This window comes from Curvibacter delicatus NBRC 14919, from assembly GCF_001592265.1.
In the GTDB taxonomy this organism is placed as follows: domain Bacteria; phylum Pseudomonadota; class Gammaproteobacteria; order Burkholderiales; family Burkholderiaceae_C; genus Hylemonella; species Hylemonella delicata.
Map to the genome: position 1 here is coordinate 50,569 of NZ_BCWP01000022.1, position 18,682 is coordinate 69,250.

At 65.4% G+C, this 18,682-nt stretch carries 16 protein-coding genes and 1 tRNA gene; 11 read left to right on the top strand and 6 right to left on the bottom strand.

Going from position 1 to position 18,682, the window contains the following annotated elements; translation table 11 throughout:
* The first annotated feature begins 49 nt into the window (after positions 1-49).
* The 5 genes from CDE01S_RS11535 to CDE01S_RS11555 all read left to right on the top strand — a co-directional run bounded on the left by CDE01S_RS11535 (position 50) and on the right by CDE01S_RS11555 (position 4,452).
* Positions 50-775, top strand: a complete 726-nt coding sequence (locus CDE01S_RS11535) for an ABC transporter ATP-binding protein (protein WP_066707394.1) — start codon at positions 50-52, stop codon at positions 773-775.
* Complete coding sequence (locus CDE01S_RS11540) at positions 772-1,752, top strand: branched-chain amino acid ABC transporter permease (RefSeq protein WP_066707397.1); 981 nt, start codon at positions 772-774, stop codon at positions 1,750-1,752. The genes CDE01S_RS11535 and CDE01S_RS11540 overlap by 4 nt, the downstream gene beginning before the upstream one ends.
* 12 nt (positions 1,753-1,764) lie before the next feature.
* Positions 1,765-2,838 (top strand): branched-chain amino acid ABC transporter permease, encoded by a 1,074-nt coding sequence (locus tag CDE01S_RS11545; RefSeq protein ID WP_066707400.1) that lies wholly within the window; start codon positions 1,765-1,767, stop codon positions 2,836-2,838.
* Positions 2,835-3,704, top strand: a complete 870-nt coding sequence (locus CDE01S_RS11550; RefSeq protein WP_066707403.1) for an alpha/beta fold hydrolase — start codon at positions 2,835-2,837, stop codon at positions 3,702-3,704. Before CDE01S_RS11545 ends, CDE01S_RS11550 begins: the two co-directional genes overlap by 4 nt.
* Before the next feature lie 97 nt (positions 3,705-3,801).
* Positions 3,802-4,452 (top strand): glutathione S-transferase family protein, encoded by a 651-nt coding sequence (locus CDE01S_RS11555; protein WP_066707406.1) that lies wholly within the window; start codon positions 3,802-3,804, stop codon positions 4,450-4,452.
* Positions 4,453-4,528: 76 nt separating this feature from the next.
* Here the strand turns inward: CDE01S_RS11555 and hemH are convergent, their stop codons facing one another.
* A complete protein-coding gene (gene hemH, locus CDE01S_RS11560) occupies positions 4,529-5,620 on the bottom strand; it encodes a ferrochelatase (protein WP_066707409.1) in 1,092 nt (363 codons plus the stop codon).
* Between the two features lie 19 nt (positions 5,621-5,639).
* Here hemH and CDE01S_RS11565 point away from each other — a divergent pair, with 19 nt between their 5' ends.
* Positions 5,640-6,344: an HAD family hydrolase gene (locus CDE01S_RS11565; RefSeq protein ID WP_084382852.1), complete on the top strand. Its 705-nt coding sequence runs from the start codon at positions 5,640-5,642 to the stop codon at positions 6,342-6,344.
* Here the strand turns inward: CDE01S_RS11565 and CDE01S_RS11570 are convergent.
* The 4 genes from CDE01S_RS11570 to hpnC form a co-directional block, all read right to left on the bottom strand.
* The gene (locus CDE01S_RS11570) at positions 6,341-8,785 is read right to left on the bottom strand and encodes a penicillin acylase family protein (protein WP_066707412.1); all 2,445 of its coding nucleotides are present in this window, start codon (positions 8,783-8,785) and stop codon (positions 6,341-6,343) included. The two genes, CDE01S_RS11565 and CDE01S_RS11570, sit on opposite strands and share 4 nt — an antisense overlap.
* Before the next feature lie 72 nt (positions 8,786-8,857).
* Entirely contained in the window at positions 8,858-10,165 is a 1,308-nt protein-coding gene (gene hpnE, locus CDE01S_RS11575; protein WP_066707415.1) for a hydroxysqualene dehydroxylase HpnE, read from the bottom strand.
* 22 nt (positions 10,166-10,187) lie between these two features.
* The gene (hpnD, locus tag CDE01S_RS11580; protein ID WP_066707418.1) at positions 10,188-11,027 is read right to left on the bottom strand and encodes a presqualene diphosphate synthase HpnD; all 840 of its coding nucleotides are present in this window, start codon (positions 11,025-11,027) and stop codon (positions 10,188-10,190) included.
* A gap of 310 nt (positions 11,028-11,337) precedes the next feature.
* Entirely contained in the window at positions 11,338-12,189 is an 852-nt protein-coding gene (hpnC, locus tag CDE01S_RS11585; protein WP_245636165.1) for a squalene synthase HpnC, read from the bottom strand.
* Positions 12,190-12,311: 122 nt separating this feature from the next.
* On the opposite strand from hpnC, the gene CDE01S_RS11590 reads away from it, so the two are divergent.
* The 4 genes from CDE01S_RS11590 to CDE01S_RS11605 all read left to right on the top strand — a co-directional run bounded on the left by CDE01S_RS11590 (position 12,312) and on the right by CDE01S_RS11605 (position 17,618).
* Positions 12,312-13,514: an efflux RND transporter periplasmic adaptor subunit gene (locus CDE01S_RS11590; protein ID WP_066707421.1), complete on the top strand. Its 1,203-nt coding sequence runs from the start codon at positions 12,312-12,314 to the stop codon at positions 13,512-13,514.
* Positions 13,515-13,521: 7 nt separating this feature from the next.
* Complete coding sequence (locus CDE01S_RS11595) at positions 13,522-16,677, top strand: efflux RND transporter permease subunit (protein ID WP_066707424.1); 3,156 nt, start codon at positions 13,522-13,524, stop codon at positions 16,675-16,677.
* A gap of 146 nt (positions 16,678-16,823) precedes the next feature.
* Positions 16,824-16,910 (top strand) — tRNA-Leu (locus CDE01S_RS11600).
* A 171-nt stretch (positions 16,911-17,081) separates the two neighbouring features.
* Positions 17,082-17,618 carry a hypothetical protein gene (locus CDE01S_RS11605; RefSeq protein ID WP_157077111.1) on the top strand — a complete coding sequence of 179 codons (537 nt, stop codon included), beginning with the start codon at positions 17,082-17,084 and terminating at the stop codon, positions 17,616-17,618.
* 44 nt (positions 17,619-17,662) lie between these two features.
* Here CDE01S_RS11605 and CDE01S_RS11610 read toward each other — a convergent pair whose 3' ends face one another.
* A complete protein-coding gene (locus CDE01S_RS11610) occupies positions 17,663-18,331 on the bottom strand; it encodes an SOS response-associated peptidase (RefSeq protein WP_066707429.1) in 669 nt (222 codons plus the stop codon).
* Between the two features lie 47 nt (positions 18,332-18,378).
* Between CDE01S_RS11610 and CDE01S_RS18195 the strand changes: the two genes are divergently transcribed.
* Positions 18,379-18,682: LexA family protein (locus CDE01S_RS18195; RefSeq protein WP_084382856.1), on the top strand; the 304-nt coding region annotated here is incomplete at its 3' end.

Below are 18,682 nucleotides of genomic sequence, written 5' to 3' on the forward strand. Positions count from 1 at the left end.
CTGTTCCGAAGAGGGCTCGCACCGCAGTGCGGAGCACGGAGGTGATCGAATGAGCGACATGTTGTTGACGCTCGAAGGCGTGCATACCCACATCGGTGCGTACCACATCCTGCACGGCGTGGACCTGGCCGTGCCGCGCGGCCAACTGACCATGCTGCTGGGCCGCAACGGTGTCGGCAAGACCACCACGCTGCGCACCATCATGGGCCTGTGGCAGGCCTCCGCCGGCCGCATCACCTTCAACGGTCAGGACATCACGCGCCTGCACACGCCGGCCATCGCTGCGCTGGACATCGCCTACGTGCCGGAGAACATGGGCATCTTCGCCGACCTCACGGTGAAAGAGAACATGCTGCTGGCCGCGCGCAAGGCAAAACATGCCCGCGACATGGACGAGGAACGCCTGCAGTGGATCTTCAAGCTCTTTCCGGCGGTGGAGAAATTCTGGAACCATCCCGCCGGCAAGCTGTCGGGCGGGCAGAAGCAGATGCTGGCGGTGTCGCGCGCCATCGTCGAGCCGCGCCGCCTGCTGATCGTCGACGAGCCGAGCAAGGGCCTGGCGCCGGTGATGATCGACAACATGATCACCGCCTTCCAGCAGCTCAAGGCCAGCGGCGTGACCATCCTGCTGGTGGAGCAGAACATCAACTTCGCCAAACGCCTCGGTGACCGGGTGGCCGTGATGGATGACGGCCGCGTGGTGCATGCCGGTGCCATGCAGGCGCTGGCCGAGGACGAAGTGTTGCAGCAGTCGCTGCTGGGGCTGGCGCTATGACCAAAGACTTTGATTACAAGCCCTTGCTGCTGGTGCCCTTGCTGGCCTTGGCCGCGCTGCCCTTGATCGGCTCCGGCTCAACCTGGCTCACGCTCACCGTGGCCGGCCTGGCCATGGGCATGATCGTCTTCATCATCGCCTCCGGCCTGACGCTGGTGTTCGGCCTGATGGACGTGCTCAACTTCGGCCATGGCGTCTTCATCGCGCTTGGTGCCTTTGTCGCCACCAGCGTGCTGGGGGCCATGGGTGACTGGACCGGTTCGGCCGAGCTGTGGCGCAACCTGGTGGCCGTGCTGCCGGCCATGCTGGTGGCCATGGCGGTAGCCGGTGCCCTGGGCCTGGCCTTCGAGCGTTTCATCGTGCGGCCGGTTTACGGCCAGCACCTCAAGCAGATCCTCATCACCATGGGCGGCATGATCATCGGGGAGGAACTGATCAAGGTGATCTGGGGCCCGCTGCAGATCCCGCTGCCCTTGCCCGAGGGCATGCGCGGCGCCTTGGCGCTGGGCGAGGCCTCGATCGAGAAGTACCGCGTGATCGCGGTGGTGGTGGGGCTGGTGGTGTTTGCCGTGCAGGCCTGGACACTGTCGCGCACCAAGATCGGCCTGCTGATCCGCGCCGGCGTGCAGGACCGCGAGATGGTCGAGGCGCTGGGCTACCGCATCCGCCGCCTGTTCGTCGGCGTGTTCGTCATGGGCAGCGCGCTGGCCGGCCTGGGCGGCGTGATGTGGGGCCTGTACCAGCAGAACGTGGTGCCGCAGATGGGCGCACAGGTCAATGTGCTGATCTTCATCGTCATCATCATCGGCGGCCTGGGGTCCACCGGCGGCGCGCTCATTGGTTCGCTGCTGGTCGGGCTGATGGCCAACTACACCGGCTTCCTGCTGCCGAAGGTGGCGCTGTTTTCCAACATCGCGCTGATGGTGGCCATCCTGCTGTGGCGGCCGCAAGGGGTTTACCCCGTGGCGAATCGTTAAGGAGCGTTAAACATGTTCGCTCGTCTCATTTCCAACGACCTGCCGCGCAGCCGCGTGCTGGCGGTGCTGCTGGTCCTGCTGCTGCTGGCGCTGGCGGCTGCGCCTTTTATCGCGCCGGGCGTCAAGGCGCTCAACGTTGCGGCCAAGGTGCTGATTTTCGTCGTGCTGGTGGCCAGCTTCGACCTGCTGCTGGGTTACACCGGCATCGTCAGCTTTGCGCACACCATGTTCTTCGGCATCGGTGCCTATGGCATTGCGATTGCCAGCACCCTGCTCGGGCCCACCTGGGGCGCGCTGGGTGTGGGGCTGGTCGCGGCACTGGCGCTGTCGCTGCTGCTGGCGCTGGCCATCGGCCTGTTTTCGCTGCGCGTGCGCGCCATCTTCTTCGCCATGATCACATTGGCAGTGGCCTCGGCTTTCCAGACCCTGGCTTCGCAGCTGTCGGAATTCACCGGTGGTGAGGATGGCCTGAGCTTCAAGCTGCCGGAGTGGCTGTCGCCCAGCTTCGAGCTGTTCGAGGAGCCGGTGTTGGGCGTCATGCTCGACGGCAAGCTGATCTGCTACTACCTGCTGTTTTTCGTGGCGCTGGTGCTGCTGCTGGCGCTGCTGCGTATCGTCAACTCGCCGTTCGGCCGTGTGCTGCAGGCGATCCGTGAAAACGAGTTCCGTGCCGAAGCCATCGGCTACCGTGTAGTGGTGTACCGCACGCTCTCCAGCGTGTTGTCGGCCCTGTTCGCCTGCCTGGCCGGCGCCATGCTGGCGCTCTGGCTGCGCTACAACGGGCCGGACACGTCGCTTTCGTTCGAGATCATGATGGACGTGCTGCTCATCGTGGTCATCGGCGGCATGGGCACGATCTACGGCTCGGCCATTGGTGCGGCGCTGTTTGTGGTGGCGCAAAGTTATCTGCAGGACCTGCTGCGTCTGGCCAGCGAAGCCGCCTCCGCCGTGCCGCAACTGGCGGCGCTGTTGTCGCCCGACCGCTGGCTGCTCTGGCTCGGCCTGCTGTTTGTGCTGTCGGTTTATTACTTCCCCACCGGGGTGGTCGGGCGCCTGCGCGCGGCGGCCCAAGGAGGCGCACGATGAATCCCACGTCGAATTACCTGACCTTGGCCGGCCGCGAAATCCATTACATGGAGTGGGGGAGCGGGAACCGCGAGACCGTGATCGCCTGGCATGGCCTGGCGCGCACCGGGCGCGACATGGACGAACTGGCCGGGCACCTGAGCGCCCACGGCTACCGCGTTATCTGCCCCGACACGCTGGGCCGTGGCCTGAGCCAGTGGAGCCCGTTGCCGCTGCAGGAGTATTGCCTGGCGTTTTATGCGCGCCTGGCGGCCGAGTTGTTCGGTCAGCTGAAGATCGAGCGCGCCCACTGGGTCGGCACCTCCATGGGCGGGGCCATCGGCACGGTGTGCGCCTCGGGTCTGTTCCAGCCGCAGCTCAAGGCACGCATCCGCAGCCTGGTGCTCAACGACAACGCGCCCGAGCTGGCGGCTGCGGCCATCAACCGCATCCGCGCCTATGCCGGCAACCCGCCGGCGTTCGAGACGGTGCGTGAGCTGGAGGCCTTCTTCCGCCAGGCCTACAAGCCCTACGGCTGGCTCAGCGACGCGCAGTGGCGCCGCCTGACCGAGACCTCCACCCGCCGCCTGCCCAACGGCCGCGTGACGCCGCATTACGACCCGGCCATGGTGCAGCAGTTCGAGCACCACCCCGATGACTATCTGATCTGGGATCACTACGAACAGGTCGACATTCCGGTGCTGCTGCTGCGCGGTGTCGAGTCCGACCTGGTGTTGCCGGAGACGGCCGCCAAGATGCAGACCTGCGGCCCAGGCCGAAGGGGGCAGTTGCAGGCGATCGAGGTGCCCGACTGCGGCCATGCGCCGGCGCTCAACGTGCCGGCCCAGCTCGACGCCGTGCTCGACTTCATCCGCCGCGCCGCCTGACGCTGCGGTGACAGATTCCGCTGCGGGAGACCGCGGTGGCGCGGTGCCGGCTTGGCACAATGCAGGCTCGATTCATCAAGAAGAACGAGGAGCAGGCATGGCCTTGACGATCTACGGCATCATCGCATCGCGCGCGTTGCGCCCCCTGTGGGCCGCCACCGAGCTGGGGCTCGATTTCGAGCATGTGCAGACCGACTACAAGCTCGGCACCACGCGCACGCCGGCGTTCCTGGCGATCAACCCCAATGGCCACATTCCGGTCCTGGTCGACCACCGGCCCGAGGGCGACGTGACGGTGTGGGAGAGCATGGCCTGCGCGCTGTACATCGCGCGCCACCACGGCCAGGCCGACGGAGTGAACCTGGTGCCGGCCACGCCGCGCGAGGACGCCGAGGCGCTGCGCTGGAGCTTCTGGACCGTGACCGAACTGGAAAAGGACGCGCTCACCGTGCTGATGCACCGTTTGGCGATGCCGGCCGAGGAGCGCAAGCATGATCTGGCCGAAGCGGCAGAACGGCGCCTGAAGGTGCCGCTGCGTGTGCTGGAGCAGCACCTGACGCAGCAGCAGGCGCGTGGCGAGGCTTTCATCGCAGCGGCACGTTTCACGGTGGCCGACCTGTGCGTGGCCAGCGTCATGCTGTGGGTGAAGCCGGCGCGCGAGTTGCTGGCGCAGCATCCGCTGGTCAGCGCCTGGCTGGCCCAATGTCTGGGCCGGCCAGCCTACGAAGCGCTGCGGCGCCAGCGCTAGGAAATTCAAGCCAAATTGTCCTGTAGGCCTTGCTGCTTATGCGCCGGCAGCTACTGAAACAATAGTGTTCCGTGCTTCAGTTGCGGGCGCCCAAGGCCAGCGCGGCAGCACGTGAAGCCGCCAGTGCCTGCGCGTCGGGTGCACTGTGTGTCGGCCAGCCGGCCAGATGCTGCAGCGTGATGCCGCCCAGCGCGGCGATGGCCTCGGCGCTGTCGTTCAGGCAGGGGATGTAGTGGAATTCCTGGCCGCCAGCGGTCAGGAAAGCCTGCTTCGCCTCCTGGGCGATTTCTTCCAACGTCTCCAGACAGTCGCTGGTGAAACCGGGACACACCACGTCAACGCGTTTCACACCGGCCTGGCCCATCTTGATCAGTGTCGGTTCGGTGTAGGGCTCGAGCCACTTGGCCTTGCCGAAGCGCGACTGGAAGGTCAACTGGTACTGTTCACGGCTCAGCCCCAGCTGTTCGGCCAGCAGCCGCGCGGTCTTGTGGCATTCGCAGTGGTAGGGGTCACCCAGGTGCAGCGTGCGCTCGGGCACACCGTGGAAACTCATCACCAGCTTGTCCGGCTGGCCGTGGGCTTGCCAGTAGGCGCGGATGCGCTGCGCCAAGGCACTGATGTAACCCGCATCGTCGTGGTAGCGGTTGACGAAGCGCAGCTCGGGGATGCTGCGCACCTGCGCGGCCCAGTGGTAGATGGCGTCGAACACACTGGCGGTGGTGGTGCCGGAGTACTGCGGGTAGGCCGGCAGCACCAGTACGCGTGTGGCGCCCTCGGCCTTCAGGGCATCGAGCTGTGCGGCGATCGACGGGCTGCCGTAGCGCATGGCGTAGCGCACGGTGACGTGATGGCCATGGCCCTGCAGCCAGGCCTGAAGCCCTTGTGCCTGCTTCTCGGTCCAGACCTTCAACGGGGAGCCTTCGGGCGTCCAGATGCTGGCGTACTTGGCGGCCGACTTGGCCGGGCGCACGCGCAGGATGATGCCGTGCAGGATCAGCCACCAGATCGGCTTCGGGATCTCGACCACACGGTGGTCGCCCAGGAACTCGGCCAGGTAACGGCGCAGGGCCGCAGGCGTGGGCGCATCGGGCGTGCCCAGGTTGCACAGCAGAATGGCCGTAGACGGTGCCTGGCCATGGGTGTACGCGGGTTCTTGTTTGAATGCCATGCGGTATTCTCGCCCAGCAATGCTAGATACAACCAAGATACGGGCAATATCCCTCGATCTCGATGACACGCTGTGGCCAATCTGGCCGGTGATCGCGCGCGCCGAGCAGGCACTGCAGGAATGGCTGCGGCCGCAGGCGCCGCGAACGGCAGCGTTGCTGGCCGATACCGAGCAGCGCCTGGCGCTGCGGCGTGAGGTGCTGCAGCAGCGGCCCGACATCGGCCATGATCTGCGCGCCTTGCGCCAGGAACTGATCCGCCTTGGCCTGCAGCGCCATGGTGAAGACACCGCGCTGGTGGCGCCCGCCTACGAGGTGTTCATCGCCGAGCGCATGCGGGTGGACCTGTTCGAGGATGCCCGCCCGGCGCTGGCCTGGCTGGCGGCGCGTTATCCGGTGGTGGCCGTGTCCAACGGCAATGCCGATCTGCACCGTGTCGGCCTGGGTGAGTATTTCCACGCCGGCTTGAGCGCACAGAGTTTCGGTGTCGGCAAGCCCGATCCGCGCATCTTCCACGCCGCGGCACAGGCCGCCGGCGTGTTGCCGCATGAGGTGCTGCACGTGGGCGACGATGCCACGCTGGATGTGCTCGGCGGCCTGAATGCCGGCATGCAGACGGTCTGGGTCAACCGGGCCAACCACGATTGGGCGCACGAGACGCAGCGCCCGCATGCCACTGTGGACGACATGGCGCAGCTCTGCGCCTTGCTGCAGACGGCGGTTTAGCGCTGCGGCTGCAGCACCAGCGTGCTGCGCGTATTGACCGCCACATCGGCCGGGCTCAGGTGCATGGGCTGGTAGCGGCCGGCCACATAGGCCTCGGCCTGGTCATGGTGGTAGGGATCGAGCAGCACACCGCTCTGGCCCACCGGGTTGATGCCCAGTCCCTTGCCGGCATCGGCGAAATCGATCAGGCGCCGGGTGGACGGGCCGTAGCTCACGGCCCAAGGGGCCGGGCCGACCGGGAAGGCGAGGTTATTGGGCACTTCACGGCCGCCCGGTGCTTCGAAGGGGCCAATGTTGAACAGCAGATCCAGCGGTTTTTGCTGGCCCAGCGGGTGGTTGTGGGTGAGCGTGTGGGCCTTGGCCCAGACCCAGCTGGCCGGGGTCTTGCCCAGGGTGGAGCGGAGGTGGTCGATGGTGGCGCGCCAGGCCAGCTGCAGGATGTCGCGCCGTTTTTCCACCGCGGGGGTGCCGCGCTGGTCCCACCAGGGGGAGCTGGCATCGGCACTCAGACGCGGCAGGGCATGGTCGAGCGCACGCGTGCGCAGCAGGTTGCGGAACTGCACCTCGCCCAGTTCGTCCTGCATGGCGGCCTTGGCCAGTTCGTAGACGAACTGGTTGAACAGGGTGGGCGCGATGCTGGTTGTGCTGTGGCTGCCGTCCCATTCGGCCAGTTGGCCCAGCAGGGCACGTTCTGCGCCGTCCACTACCACGGTGTTCAGCTCCATCAGCAGCGGCCCGAGCACGCGCGGCCCGTAGTTGGTGCGGCCGTCGAGCTGCAGCGCTTTGCTGTTCTGCAGATCCCATTGGGTGCCGGGCTCGCGCAGCAGTTGGTCGAGCCGCTGGGCCCGTTCATACAGGTTGTAGTAACCCGGCACCGGCAGGCCGCTGCTGGGGGCCGGCTGGTGGTTGGCCGAGACGATGTACCCGCGTGCCGGATTTTCCTCCTGCGGGTTGTCCTGGAAGCGGTAGAAGCCCAGCTTGTCGGCCTCGCCCTTGCTGCCATCCAGGATGAAGGTCGGGTTGACATTCTCCGGGCGCTGCGGCAGTTTGGCGGCGGCCCACCAGCCGATGTCGCCGGCGGCATTGGCCCAGACGATGTTGAGACCGGGTGCATGGATCTTGCTGGAGGCCTGCCGGGCCTTTTCACGCGTGTCGGCGCGGTTGAGTTCGTAGAAGGCGTCGAGGATCGGGTTGTCGGTTTCGGCCCAGGTCCACCACATGGCGATCGGTGTCTTGCCCAGGCTGTCGGCAAAGGCGTCGTTGATGAGCGGGCCATGCGGCGAGCGGCGCAGTGTCAACGTGACGGGGGCGGCCCCCTTGACGGCGATGGTCTCGGTGCGGCTTTGCAGGTCGACCCACCGGCCCTGGTACCAGACCTGGTTCGGGTTGGCCGGGTTGACCTTCTCGGCCACCAGGTCCAGGTCGTCGTTCTGGAACATGGTCAGGCTCCAGCCGAACTGCGTGTTGTGGCCGAGCAGGGCCACCGGGTTGAGTGCCTGGTGGTGGCCGTAGAGCTCGAAACCCGGTGCCTTCAGGTGCGCCTCGTACCAGACGGCGGGCGCGGCAAAGCTGATGTGCGGGTCGCCGGCCAGCAAGGGCTTGCCGCTGGCGGTGTGGCGCCCCGAGACCACCCAGGCATTGCTGCCTTCGAACTGCGGCACACCGGCCACGCTCAGCGCTTCGTGGCTGAGTTCGGCCAGGCGGTTCAGCCCCTGCCAGTCGGCCGGCGTCAGGTGCGGGGACGACGGTTGTGCCATCAGCGCGGCTTCCGCCAGGGGGCCGACCACGCCCAGCGGATGCCATTCGAGGTCAAACGTTTTCAGGTAGGCCGGGCCGAGCTGGTCGCGCACAAAGGTCAGGACCGGTTCGGTGCGAAAGGCAGCGGCGAAGCTGTAGGCCAGGTAGCCCGAGACGGCGATGGTGTCGACCGGCGTGAACGGGCGCGGTGTGATGCCGAGAATCTCGAATTCCAGCGGCAGCGGCCGGCTGGCCTGGTACTGGTTGATGCCATCGAGGTAAGCGGTCAGCGCCTGCCAGGCCGGGCTGTTGTGGTCGGCGCGGGCCACCACCGCTTCGGCGTGGGCACGCAGGCCGAGGGTGCGGAACAGGCGGTCGGTGTCGAGCAGCTTGGGGCCGATGATTTCCGCCAGCTCACCGCGTGCCAGCCGGCGCACCATTTCGATCTGGAACAGCCGGTCCTGCGCATGCACATAACCCAGGGCGCGGTAGAGGTCGGCCTCATGCTGGGCGCTGATGTGGGGGACGCCACGCTCGTCATAGGCCACGCTGACCGGTGCCTTGAGTTGTTGCAGGCCCACCGTGCCGTGCCGCTGCGGCAGCTTGGAGCGGGCATGCCAGGCGAAAGCGCCCGCCGCCGCGATCACGGCGACCGTCAGCAGCACGATCAGGGAGATGAGGGAAATCTTGAAAAAGCGTTTCATCGACACGGGCAGGGGGTTATGACGTGGTGGAACTCGGGTGATTGTGCGTGACTTGGGTGGGGGCGTCCATGATCAGCCCTTGCTGTGCTGCAGGCAGGAAGCGGCCTGCAGACCGCTGCGCACCGCGCCTTCCAGCGTGGCCGGGTAGGGGCCGGCCACATAGTCGCCGCAGGCCAGCAGGCCGGGGGCGATGGTTGGCGGCGGACGCTGCAGACCCGGTGTGCAGGCAAAGGTGGCGCGTTTTTCCACCACCGTCTGCACCGGCTGCAGGGCCAGGCCCAGCTGTGTGCCGGCCTGCGCCAGCACCTGCGCTTGCAGCACCTCGCGTTCTGTGTCACTGGCGCTGACGACAAAGGCCAGCAGACCTGCCGGGCCACCCAGCTGGCCACGGTCGAACACGAACTGTGCGGGCGCCGCAACGCTGCTGCGCAGGGCCAGCATGGGGGCGGGCAGGCTGGCGCCGTTGCCCCAGGCGTAGACGGTGGTGATGGCCTCGTAGCGCAGCGCCTGGGCCGTGGCGGTCCAGGTGGTCAGGCTGTTTGCTATCGAATCAGGAGCGTCTGGCGCATATTCCATAAGGAGCCGAGCCGATTCTGATGCTGAAGCGGCGAGCAGCACGGCATCGAAGGGTTGGCCGTCGAGCTGCCAGTGCGTGCCTGCGGCCCGCAGCTGCATCACACGGGTGCCGGCCTGCACCGTGCCGCCGTGCTGCTGCAGCCAGCTGGCGGCGGCAGTGGGGAAGATGGCGGAGAGATCCTGCCGCGGCAGCAGCAGGTGTGAGCCGCCTGGGACGCCGAACAGCGCGTCCTGCAGCACGCGCAGGAACACCTGGGCGCTGGCCTGTTCGGCTGGTGTGTTGAGGGCCGAGACGCACAGCGGTTCGATCAGCTCCTGCCGCACTGGCAGTGCCAGGCGCTCGCACAGCTGCGCCACCGACAGCGCGGGGCCGCACTGGAACCCCGTCATCTGCCAGCGCAAGGCCTCGCGCAGCAGGCTCCCGCGTGCGCCCAGTGGCCAGCCGCGTGCGCGTGCAATGCCGACGAAGGCGTCGAGTGGTGTCGGCAGCAGCCGGGTGTGCGGAAGTTGCAGGCCGGCACCGTCGGGGAAACGCAGGGTGAGCGGCAGACGCAGCAGGGCTACGTCTGGGTCAACGCCCACCAGACGCATCAAGCGCAGCGAATCGGTGTAGGCCCCGATCAGGATGTGCTGGCCGTTGTCGAGGGTGACTTTGCGGCCATCGGGCAGCGTGCCCGGCACCGCGCGGGCGCGGCCGCCCAGGGTGCGGGCGGCTTCGAACACCGTCACCCGGTGGCCGTCGCGCGTGGCTTGCACCGCGGCGGCCATGCCGGCCCAGCCGGCGCCGATGACCGCCAGCTTCATGACGCCCGTACCGACATCGGCATTACATCCTGCCTAAGGCTTGCACACGCCACGCCAGCCAGAGCTTGCGCAAGGGCGTGAGGCTGACGCGCTGGTGCAGCACCTGGAAGTTGTCGCGCTCGATTTCGCGCAGCAGGGTGCGGTAGATGCTGGCCATCATCAGGCCGGGTTTTTGCGTGCGGCGGTCGCTCTCGGGCAACAGGGCCAGCGCTTCGTCGTACAGGCGGTGGGCGCGCTCGGCCTGGAATTTCATCAAGGCGGTGAAGCGTTCCGAATATTGGCGCTTGAGCAGTTCGTGCGCCTTGACGTCGAATTGCTGCAGCTCGCTCACCGGCAGGTAGATGCGGCCGCGCAGGGCGTCTTCGCCGACATCGCGGATGATGTTGGTGAGCTGGAAGGCCTGGCCCAGCGTGTGCGCGTACTCGGTGGTCTGTGTCTGTGTCTGGCCGAAGATGCGCGCGGCGACTTCGCCCACCACGCCGGCCACCAGATGGCAGTAGCGCTGCAGGGCCGGGTAGTCGAGGTAACGCGTCTGCTGCAGGTCCATCTGGCAGCCCTCGATGACGGCCAGCAGGTGGCGCGCCTCGATGCCGTAGTCGGCCACCAGCGGCATCAGCGCCTGTGTCACGGGGTGGGTCGGCTCGCCGGCATAGGCGCGTGCCACCTCGGCCTGCCACCAGGCCAGCTTGGTCTGGGCCACGCCGGGGTCGCTCACCTCGTCCACCACGTCGTCGACCTCGCGGCAGAAGGCATAGAAGGCGGTGATGGCGGCGCGCCGCGGTTTCGGGAGGAAGAGGAAGGCGTAATAGAAGCTGCTGCCGGAAGCGGCGGCTTTTTGCTGAACGTACTGCTCGGGCGTCATGGCAAGGATCTGTTCATACCAATTTCGCAAGTGCGAACGCGATGAAAACCGCGCCAATCTAGGCGCGCGACGACGCCCAGGCCGGCTGCCTGGGCTAGGAGTGCAACAACGAGTGGCGCGGTTTTCATCGCGTTCCCTTCGGGTTGCGGCCAAAAATGCCATGCGCGGCGTTGCGAAGCCTTGCCGGGGGCCGACCCCGGCGGCGTTTCGCGCCTTGCGCATGACATTTTTGATCCGCAACGCATCTTGTGAAATTGGTATGAACAGATCCTGGATTGTCGCTGCTTCGAGGTGCCGTCGTGACCAGCCGTCACATCCACAGCGCACGCCACAGCATCACGGCCCCGTCCCAGGGTTTCAGCGTGGGCCGGGTCTGCAACGTGGCGTAGTCCAGTGCCTCGATCTTGTCCAGGATGCGCAAGCCGCCTTGCACCACCAGGCGCAGTTCCCAGCCGGCGCGGCCCGGCAGGCGGTGCACGAGCCTGGCACCTTTTTTCATCATGGCCCTGGCCATGTGTGCCTGGGCTGCTATCAATTGGGTAGCGTTGGGCGTCTGCTGCAAAGCCTGCAGGTCGGCGCGCGTGACGCCGAAAGCCTGACAGTCGGCGTCGGTCAGGTAGTGGCGGCCGCGCGGGATGTCGCGGCTCAGGTCCTGCCAGAAGTTGATCAGCTGCAGCGCGGTGCAGATGGCGTCGCTTTGTGTCAGGGCGGTCTCGTCCTGTACGCCGTAGAGGTGCAGCAGCAGCCGGCCTACCGGGTTGGCCGAGCGGCGGCAGTAGTCCAGCAACTCGGCCTGGTCGGCATAACCGGACTGGTCGCGCGTCTTGCGCACGTCCTGCGTGAAGGCATCGAGCAGATCGGCCAGCAGCGGCACCGGCAGGTGAAAGGCCTGCAGCATGGGACGCAGTGGGTCGAACACCTGCGGCCAGCGGCCGCTGTGCGGCTGGCCGGCGGCCAGGGCCAGCAGGTCGGCACGGTAGGCCGCCAGGTCGTCCAGCCGCTGTGGCGCCGGGGCATCACCTTCGTCGGCAATGTCATCGGCAGTGCGGGCGTAGTGGTAGATGGCGGCGATCGGCGCGCGCAGCCGCGGCGGGCAGAGCCAGGAGGCCACGGGAAAGTTCTCGTAGTGCGCGATCGGCTGGGGAGCAGGGTGCGTGTTCACGCCGGGGATTGTGACCCAGGCATGGGGACGCACTGATCCATCTTCTCGCTTGACAGCGGAATGCCTTTGCTCTAGATTACTAACCAATCGGTCATTAATTATTGATTTACATCAGGTCACCCATGTTTTCTTCCCATTCTTCCGGACCTCAGGCCCCGCGTTGGGCTTTGCTGCTGGCCGTTGCGGCCGTCTCTACCGCCTGGCTGGCGGGCTGTTCGCGTCCGGCGCCGGCTGAGGAGCCGGTGCGCTCGGTTAAGGTGCTGACGGTGGGGGCCGGCAATCTGCAGTCGGCGCTGGAGTTCTCGGGTGATGTGCGGCCGCGCATCGAGTCGCGGCTGGGCTTTCGGGTGGCTGGCAAATTGACGAAACGCTACGTGGAGCTGGGCCAGCGGGTCAAGGCCGGCCAGGTGCTGGCACAGCTTGACCCGCAGGATTACCAGCTGGCGGCCGATGCGGCGCAAGCACAACTGGGTGCCGCCGTGACCAACCGTGACCTGGCCGCGGCTGACTTCAAGCGCTACAAGGAATTGAGGGACCAGAACTTCATCAGCGGTGCTGAACTGGAGCGGCGCGAGGCTTCGCTCAAGGCAGCGCAGGCGCAGGTCGACCAGGCGAAAGCCCAGCTGTCCACACAACGCAACCAGGGGGCCTACACCACGCTAGTGGCCGATGCGGCGGGCGTGGTCACGGCCATCGAGGCCGAGCCGGGCCAGGTGGTGAGCGCTGGTTTGCCGGTGGTGCGGGTGGCGCAGGATGGCCCGCGCGATGCCGTGTTCTCGGTGCCGGAAGACAAGGTGGCCGCGGTGCGGCCGGGCGCGCCGGTGGCGGTACGGGTCTGGCCGGGCCAGACCCAGCTGGACGGCAAGGTGCGAGAGGTGTCGGCCAGCGCCGACCCGGTGACGCGAACCTACCTGGTCAAGGTGGGGCTGGAGGTGAAGGACGCCAAGGATGTGCCGCCGCTGGGCGCCACGGTGACGGCACTGCCGCAGACGGTGGAAGCGCCGAGTGCACAAGTGATCAAGCTGCCCACCAGCGCGCTGCGCCAGGAGGGGCAGGCCACCGCGGTCTGGGTGCTGGACCCAGCCAGCATGACGGTGAAGTCGCAGCCGGTGCAGATTGCCACGGCCGACGGCAACGAAGCGGTGGTGGCCGGCGGCCTGCAGCCCGGCACCTTGGTGGTGGCCGCCGGTGTGCACGTGCTGTCACCCGGCCAGAAGGTCATGATCTATCAGGAAAAAACGGCCAAATCCCTTGCCAGTACTGCGCAGACAGCTATCAGTTCCGTAGCATCGCCGGTGCAGGCGGCCTCTGTGAACGGCAAGTGAGACCGGCATGACGCAGACTTCCAAACAAGACGAGAAGACCAGTTTCAACCTGTCGCGCTGGGCGCTGGAGCACCCGGCGCTGACGCGCTACCTGATGCTGGTCCTGATGCTGCTGGGCTTTGTGTCCTATTTTCAGCTCGGGCAGGACGAGGATCCGCCGTTCACCTTCCGTGCCATGGTGGTGCGCACCTACTGGCCTGGCGCCACGGCGCAACAGGTGGCGGAGCAGGTGACAGACAAGATCGAGCGCACGCTGCAGGAAGTGCCGCACGCCGACAAGATCCGCAGCTATTCCAAGCCGGGCGAGTCGCAGATCATCTTCCAGGTCAAGGACTCGACCAAGCCGGGCGAGGTGAGCGACCTCTGGTACACGGTGCGCAAGAAGGTGGGCGACATGCGCTACACCTTGCCCGCCGGTATCCAGGGCCCGTTCTTCAACGACGAGTTCGGTGATGTCTATGGCGTGATCTACGCGCTGGAAGCCGATGGTTTCAGCAATGCCGAGGTCAAGCGTTTTGCCGATGACGTGCGCCAGCAGCTGCTGCGCGTGCCCGATGTGGCCAAGGTCGAGCTGTTCGGCGTGCAGGACGAAAAGCTCTACATCGAGATTTCGCAGAAGCGCCTGGCCCAGCTGGGGCTGGACATGAACCAGGTGCTGGCCCAGTTGGGCCAGCAGAACGCGGTGGAAAGTGCCGGTGCGGTGCAGACGCCGCTGGACGTGGTGCAGGTCCGCGTGGCCGGCCAGTTCGAAGCGATTGATCAGCTGCGTGCCATGCCGATCCGCGGCAGCTCGGGCAGCCAGCTGCGCCTGGGCGACATCGCCGAGATCAAGCGCGGTTATGTCGATCCGGCCTCCATCAAGGTGCGCCACCAGGGCAAGCAGGTGATCGCGCTGGGCATTTCCATGGCCAAGGGTGGCGACATCATCCGGCTGGGCAAGGCCCTGAAGCAGGCCACGGCGAGCGTCGAGGCGACGCTGCCGGCCGGTGTGCAGCTGGTGCAGCTGCAGGACCAGCCGCAGGCGGTGGCGCGCTCGGTCAACGAATTTGTCGGCGTGCTGGTCGAGGCGGTGGTGATCGTGCTGCTGGTGAGCTTCATCAGCCTGGGCTTTCACAAGCGCGACGGCGAGCCCCGGCTGTGGAAGCGTTATTACGTGGACATCCGCCCCGGCCTGGTGGTGGCCATCACGATTCCGCTGGTGCTGGCGCTGACCTTTCTTGGCATGCAGTACTGGGGCATCGGCCTGCACAAGATTTCGCTTGGCTCGCTCATCATTGCGCTGGGCCTGCTGGTGGACGACGCCATCATCGCGGTGGAGATGATGGTGCACAAGATCGAGGAGGGCTACGACAAGGTGCGCGCGGCCACCTTCGCCTACGAGATCACCGCCATGCCCATGCTGACCGGCACGCTCATCACGGCCGCCGGCTTCCTGCCCATCGGCATGGCCAAGTCGGGCGTGGGCGAGTACACCTTTGCCATCTTCGGTGTCACCACACTGGCGCTGGTGCTGAGCTGGCTGGTGTCGGTCTACTTCGTGCCTTACCTGGGCAACATCCTGCTGCGGGCCAAGCCACCGAAGAAGGAGCATCCGCACGAGCTGTTCGACGGCCCGTTTTATGTCTATTTCCGCCGCCTGCTCAACTGGTGCGTGGAGCACCGCTGGCTGACCATCGGCATCACGCTGCTGACTTTCGTGCTGGGCATGGTGGGCATGGGCAAGGTGCAACAGCAGTTCTTCCCCGATTCGAGCCGTCCGGAGATCCTGGTCGAGCTCTGGTCGCCGGAAGGCACCTCGTTTGCCGCCAATGAAGAAGTGACCCAGCGCGCCGAGAAACGCCTCATGGCCGAGGCCGGTGTGGCCTCCGTCAGCACCTGGGTTGGCTCGGGTGTGCCGCGTTTTTACCTGCCGCTGGACCAGGTGTTCCCGCAGACCAATGTGTCGCAGCTGATCGTCATGCCGGTGGATCTGAAGACGCGCGAGGCGCTGCGCATCAAGCTGCCGGCCTTGCTGGCACAGGAGTTCCCCGAGGTGCGCGGCCGCGTCAAGCTGCTGCCCAACGGGCCGCCGGTGCCGTACCCGGTGCAGTTCCGCGTGGTGGGAAGCGACCCGGCGGTGCTGCGCGCGCGCGCGGATGAGGTCAAGGCCGTGTTGCGCGAGAGCCCCAACACGCGTGGTGTCAACGACAACTGGAACGAGTCGGTCAAGGTGCTGCGGCTGGAGATCGACCAGGCCAAGGCGCGCGCGCTGGGTGTGAGCAGCCAGGCCATTGCCCAGGCCTCGCGGACCATCCTGGCCGGCATGACGGTTGGCCAGTACCGCGAGGGCGACAAGCTGATCGACATCGTGCTGCGCCAGCCGCTGGACGAGCGCGACGCCATCACCGACATCGGCAATGCCTATCTGTCCACCACCACTGGGCGTTCGATTCCGCTGACGCAGATCGCCAAGCCGGTGTTCACCTGGGAACCGGGCGTGATGTGGCGCGAGAACCGCGACTACGGCATCACGGTGCAAAGCGATGTGGTCGAAGGCCTGCAGGGCGCCACCGTGACGGCAGAACTGCTGCCCAGCTTGCGTGCGCTGGAGGCCAAATGGAAGGCGGCCGGCCTGACCGGTTACCGCATCGATGTCGCCGGCGCGGTGGAGGAGAGCAGCAAGGGCCAGGGCTCGATTGCGGCCGGCATTCCCGTCATGCTGTTCATCACCTTCACCCTGCTGATGCTGCAGCTGCAGAGCTTCAGCCGCGCCATGCTGGTGTTCCTGACCGGCCCGCTGGGCATGGCCGGCGTGGCCGGTGCGCTCCTGGCGCTGGGCCGGCCCTTCGGTTTCGTGGCCTTGCTGGGGGTGATCGCGCTGATGGGCATGATACAGCGCAACTCGGTGATCCTGATCGACCAGATCGAGCAGGACCGTGCCAACGGCGTGCCGGCCTGGGATGCGATCGTGGACAGCGCGGTGCGCCGCATGCGCCCGATCGTGCTGACCGCCGCCGCCGCTGTGCTGGCCATGATCCCGCTGTCGCGCTCGGTGTTCTGGGGCCCGATGGCCGTGGCCATCATGGGCGGCTTGATCGTGGCCACCCTGTTGACCCTGCTGGCGCTGCCGGCGATGTACGCCGCATGGTTTCGCGTGAAGCGCGAAACACCGGCGTCTCCTTGAATCCGCCCGCGGGGCTAGCGCGCAGCGCCAGACCCGCCTGGTTCAGGGTGAAGCGCGAAACGCCAGGGGTTTCGCCAGCAGGTTAAAATAGAAAGTTGACCGATTTCGTGGGGAGGTCTGTCCAGACCTCCCCATTTTGTTTTGTCGCGCGGGTGGCGAAATTGGTAGACGCACCAGGTTTAGGTCCTGACGCCAGCAATGGTGTGGGGGTTCGAGTCCCCCCCCGCGCACCACTCGAAAACGGCTGGAATCCCAATGAAATCAAGGGTTCTGGCCTTTTTTGCGAAGTCTGTGGGCTTCATCCTGTTTCATCGATTTTCACGCATTTTCACCCGATTTCACCCTTTCAGTTTGGGAAAAAATTTGGGAAAAATTGCTGATTTGGGAATCAATTAGGAGGCCAAGTGTCACGACATCTGCCGTTGTTACAGGGCATGTTTCCCGGCAAATTAATGCTTGACGTGGACGAGATCGCCTCCCTTACGACGTACTCGAAGGGGCACATCTACAACTTGGCTAGCGCCAAGAAGCTGCCTTTCAAGATCGCTGATGGCCTTGGCGACCGACTTCTGGTTTCCATTGTTGAAATGGCGGACTATCTGGATTCCAAGCTCTTGACCAAGGCGGCTGAGAATGCTGCGCCAGAGCAGGAAGCGGAACCGCCCAAGCGAAAGGTAGGTCGCCCGCGTGGTACGACGAAGGCGGCACTCCAAGTGAGATGCTTTCAAGCGGAACTGCGATCCACGATCTATCAATACGAGTTCAAGGGGATTTTGAGCGAACTTCGCCAAAGATCGGAGGCCGTGGAATTTTCATCAAACGATGCTCTGAGCTGTCTTGATAGATTGAATTCGGTCAAACGCTCTATGCTCGATAAAGTCGGGAACGCTGAAGTAGATTTCGAAGCTGTTTTACTTGAAATCCATTCGCGTGGAGCGTGAAACCACGCTGGGCCTAGGTGCTGGCGACGGTCTCGTCTCAACAATTAAAACAACTGTGGTCGCCCCAGAGGCGTACTCGCGTTGAGCAAGTCAGCCGGATACGGCTGTAAAAAGTCCCCACTGTCCTGAGCTGAGGCTGCAAGCCAATCGCCGTATCGCTCTTGCGGCAGGATCACCACCATTCGTTTCTCATCAGTCGGCTTGTGCAGCGTCTTCAGCAAGGGATGCTGATCAGCGTTGATGGTCAGCATCGTGAAGCTGTACACCGTCTGGCCATCGCCTGCCTTCCAGCTTGACCAGAGACCGGCAATGCCCATGGGCTGCCCATCCACCCGCTGGATCATGGTGGGCACAGCCCGACCGGAACTCCAGTCGGGCTCAAAGAAGGCATCGGCTGGAATGATGCAATGCTGTGCCTTGCGCCAGGCATCCCGAAAGCTCGGCTTCTCTGCCACCGTTTCAGAGCGAGCGTTATAAGTGTATTTGCTGCCGTTGGTGTCCTTCGCCCAGTGTGGCACCATGCCGAACAGACCGGTCAGGGCCTCTCGATCAGGCACTGCATCGTCCCCTACCTCGGTATGGGGATGACGGCGAATGAATCCTGCCGAATAGCTGGGCCAGACATCCTGCCTGCCTAGATTTGAAGGCGGCTCGACATCAAAGGCCGACTTGTAGATGTTTGGATTGGCTGGCGCTTGGTAGTGGCTGCACATTCCCGAGTTCTATTCCAAGTTATTTGCGCTCAGACTATACTGTATATGTGAACAGTATTTTGAATGCCTGCTGCCCCATCCCCCTGACCACCACGTCGGTCCATGTGCCTCAGCTGCTGGGTAGCACCCGCGCTGGTTTCCCCTCGCCAGCTGAGGACTTGCAAGAACGGCGAATCGATCTGAGCGAGCATTTGATCACGCACCCCCAGGCCACCTTCATCATCCAGGTGCGAGGCTTATCCATGGTCGAGGCTGGCATCTTTGATGGTGATCTGCTAGTGGTCAATCGGGCGTTGAAGCCCAAGCACAACTGTATCGTGGTGGCGGTCATAGAAGGCGAATACACGGTCA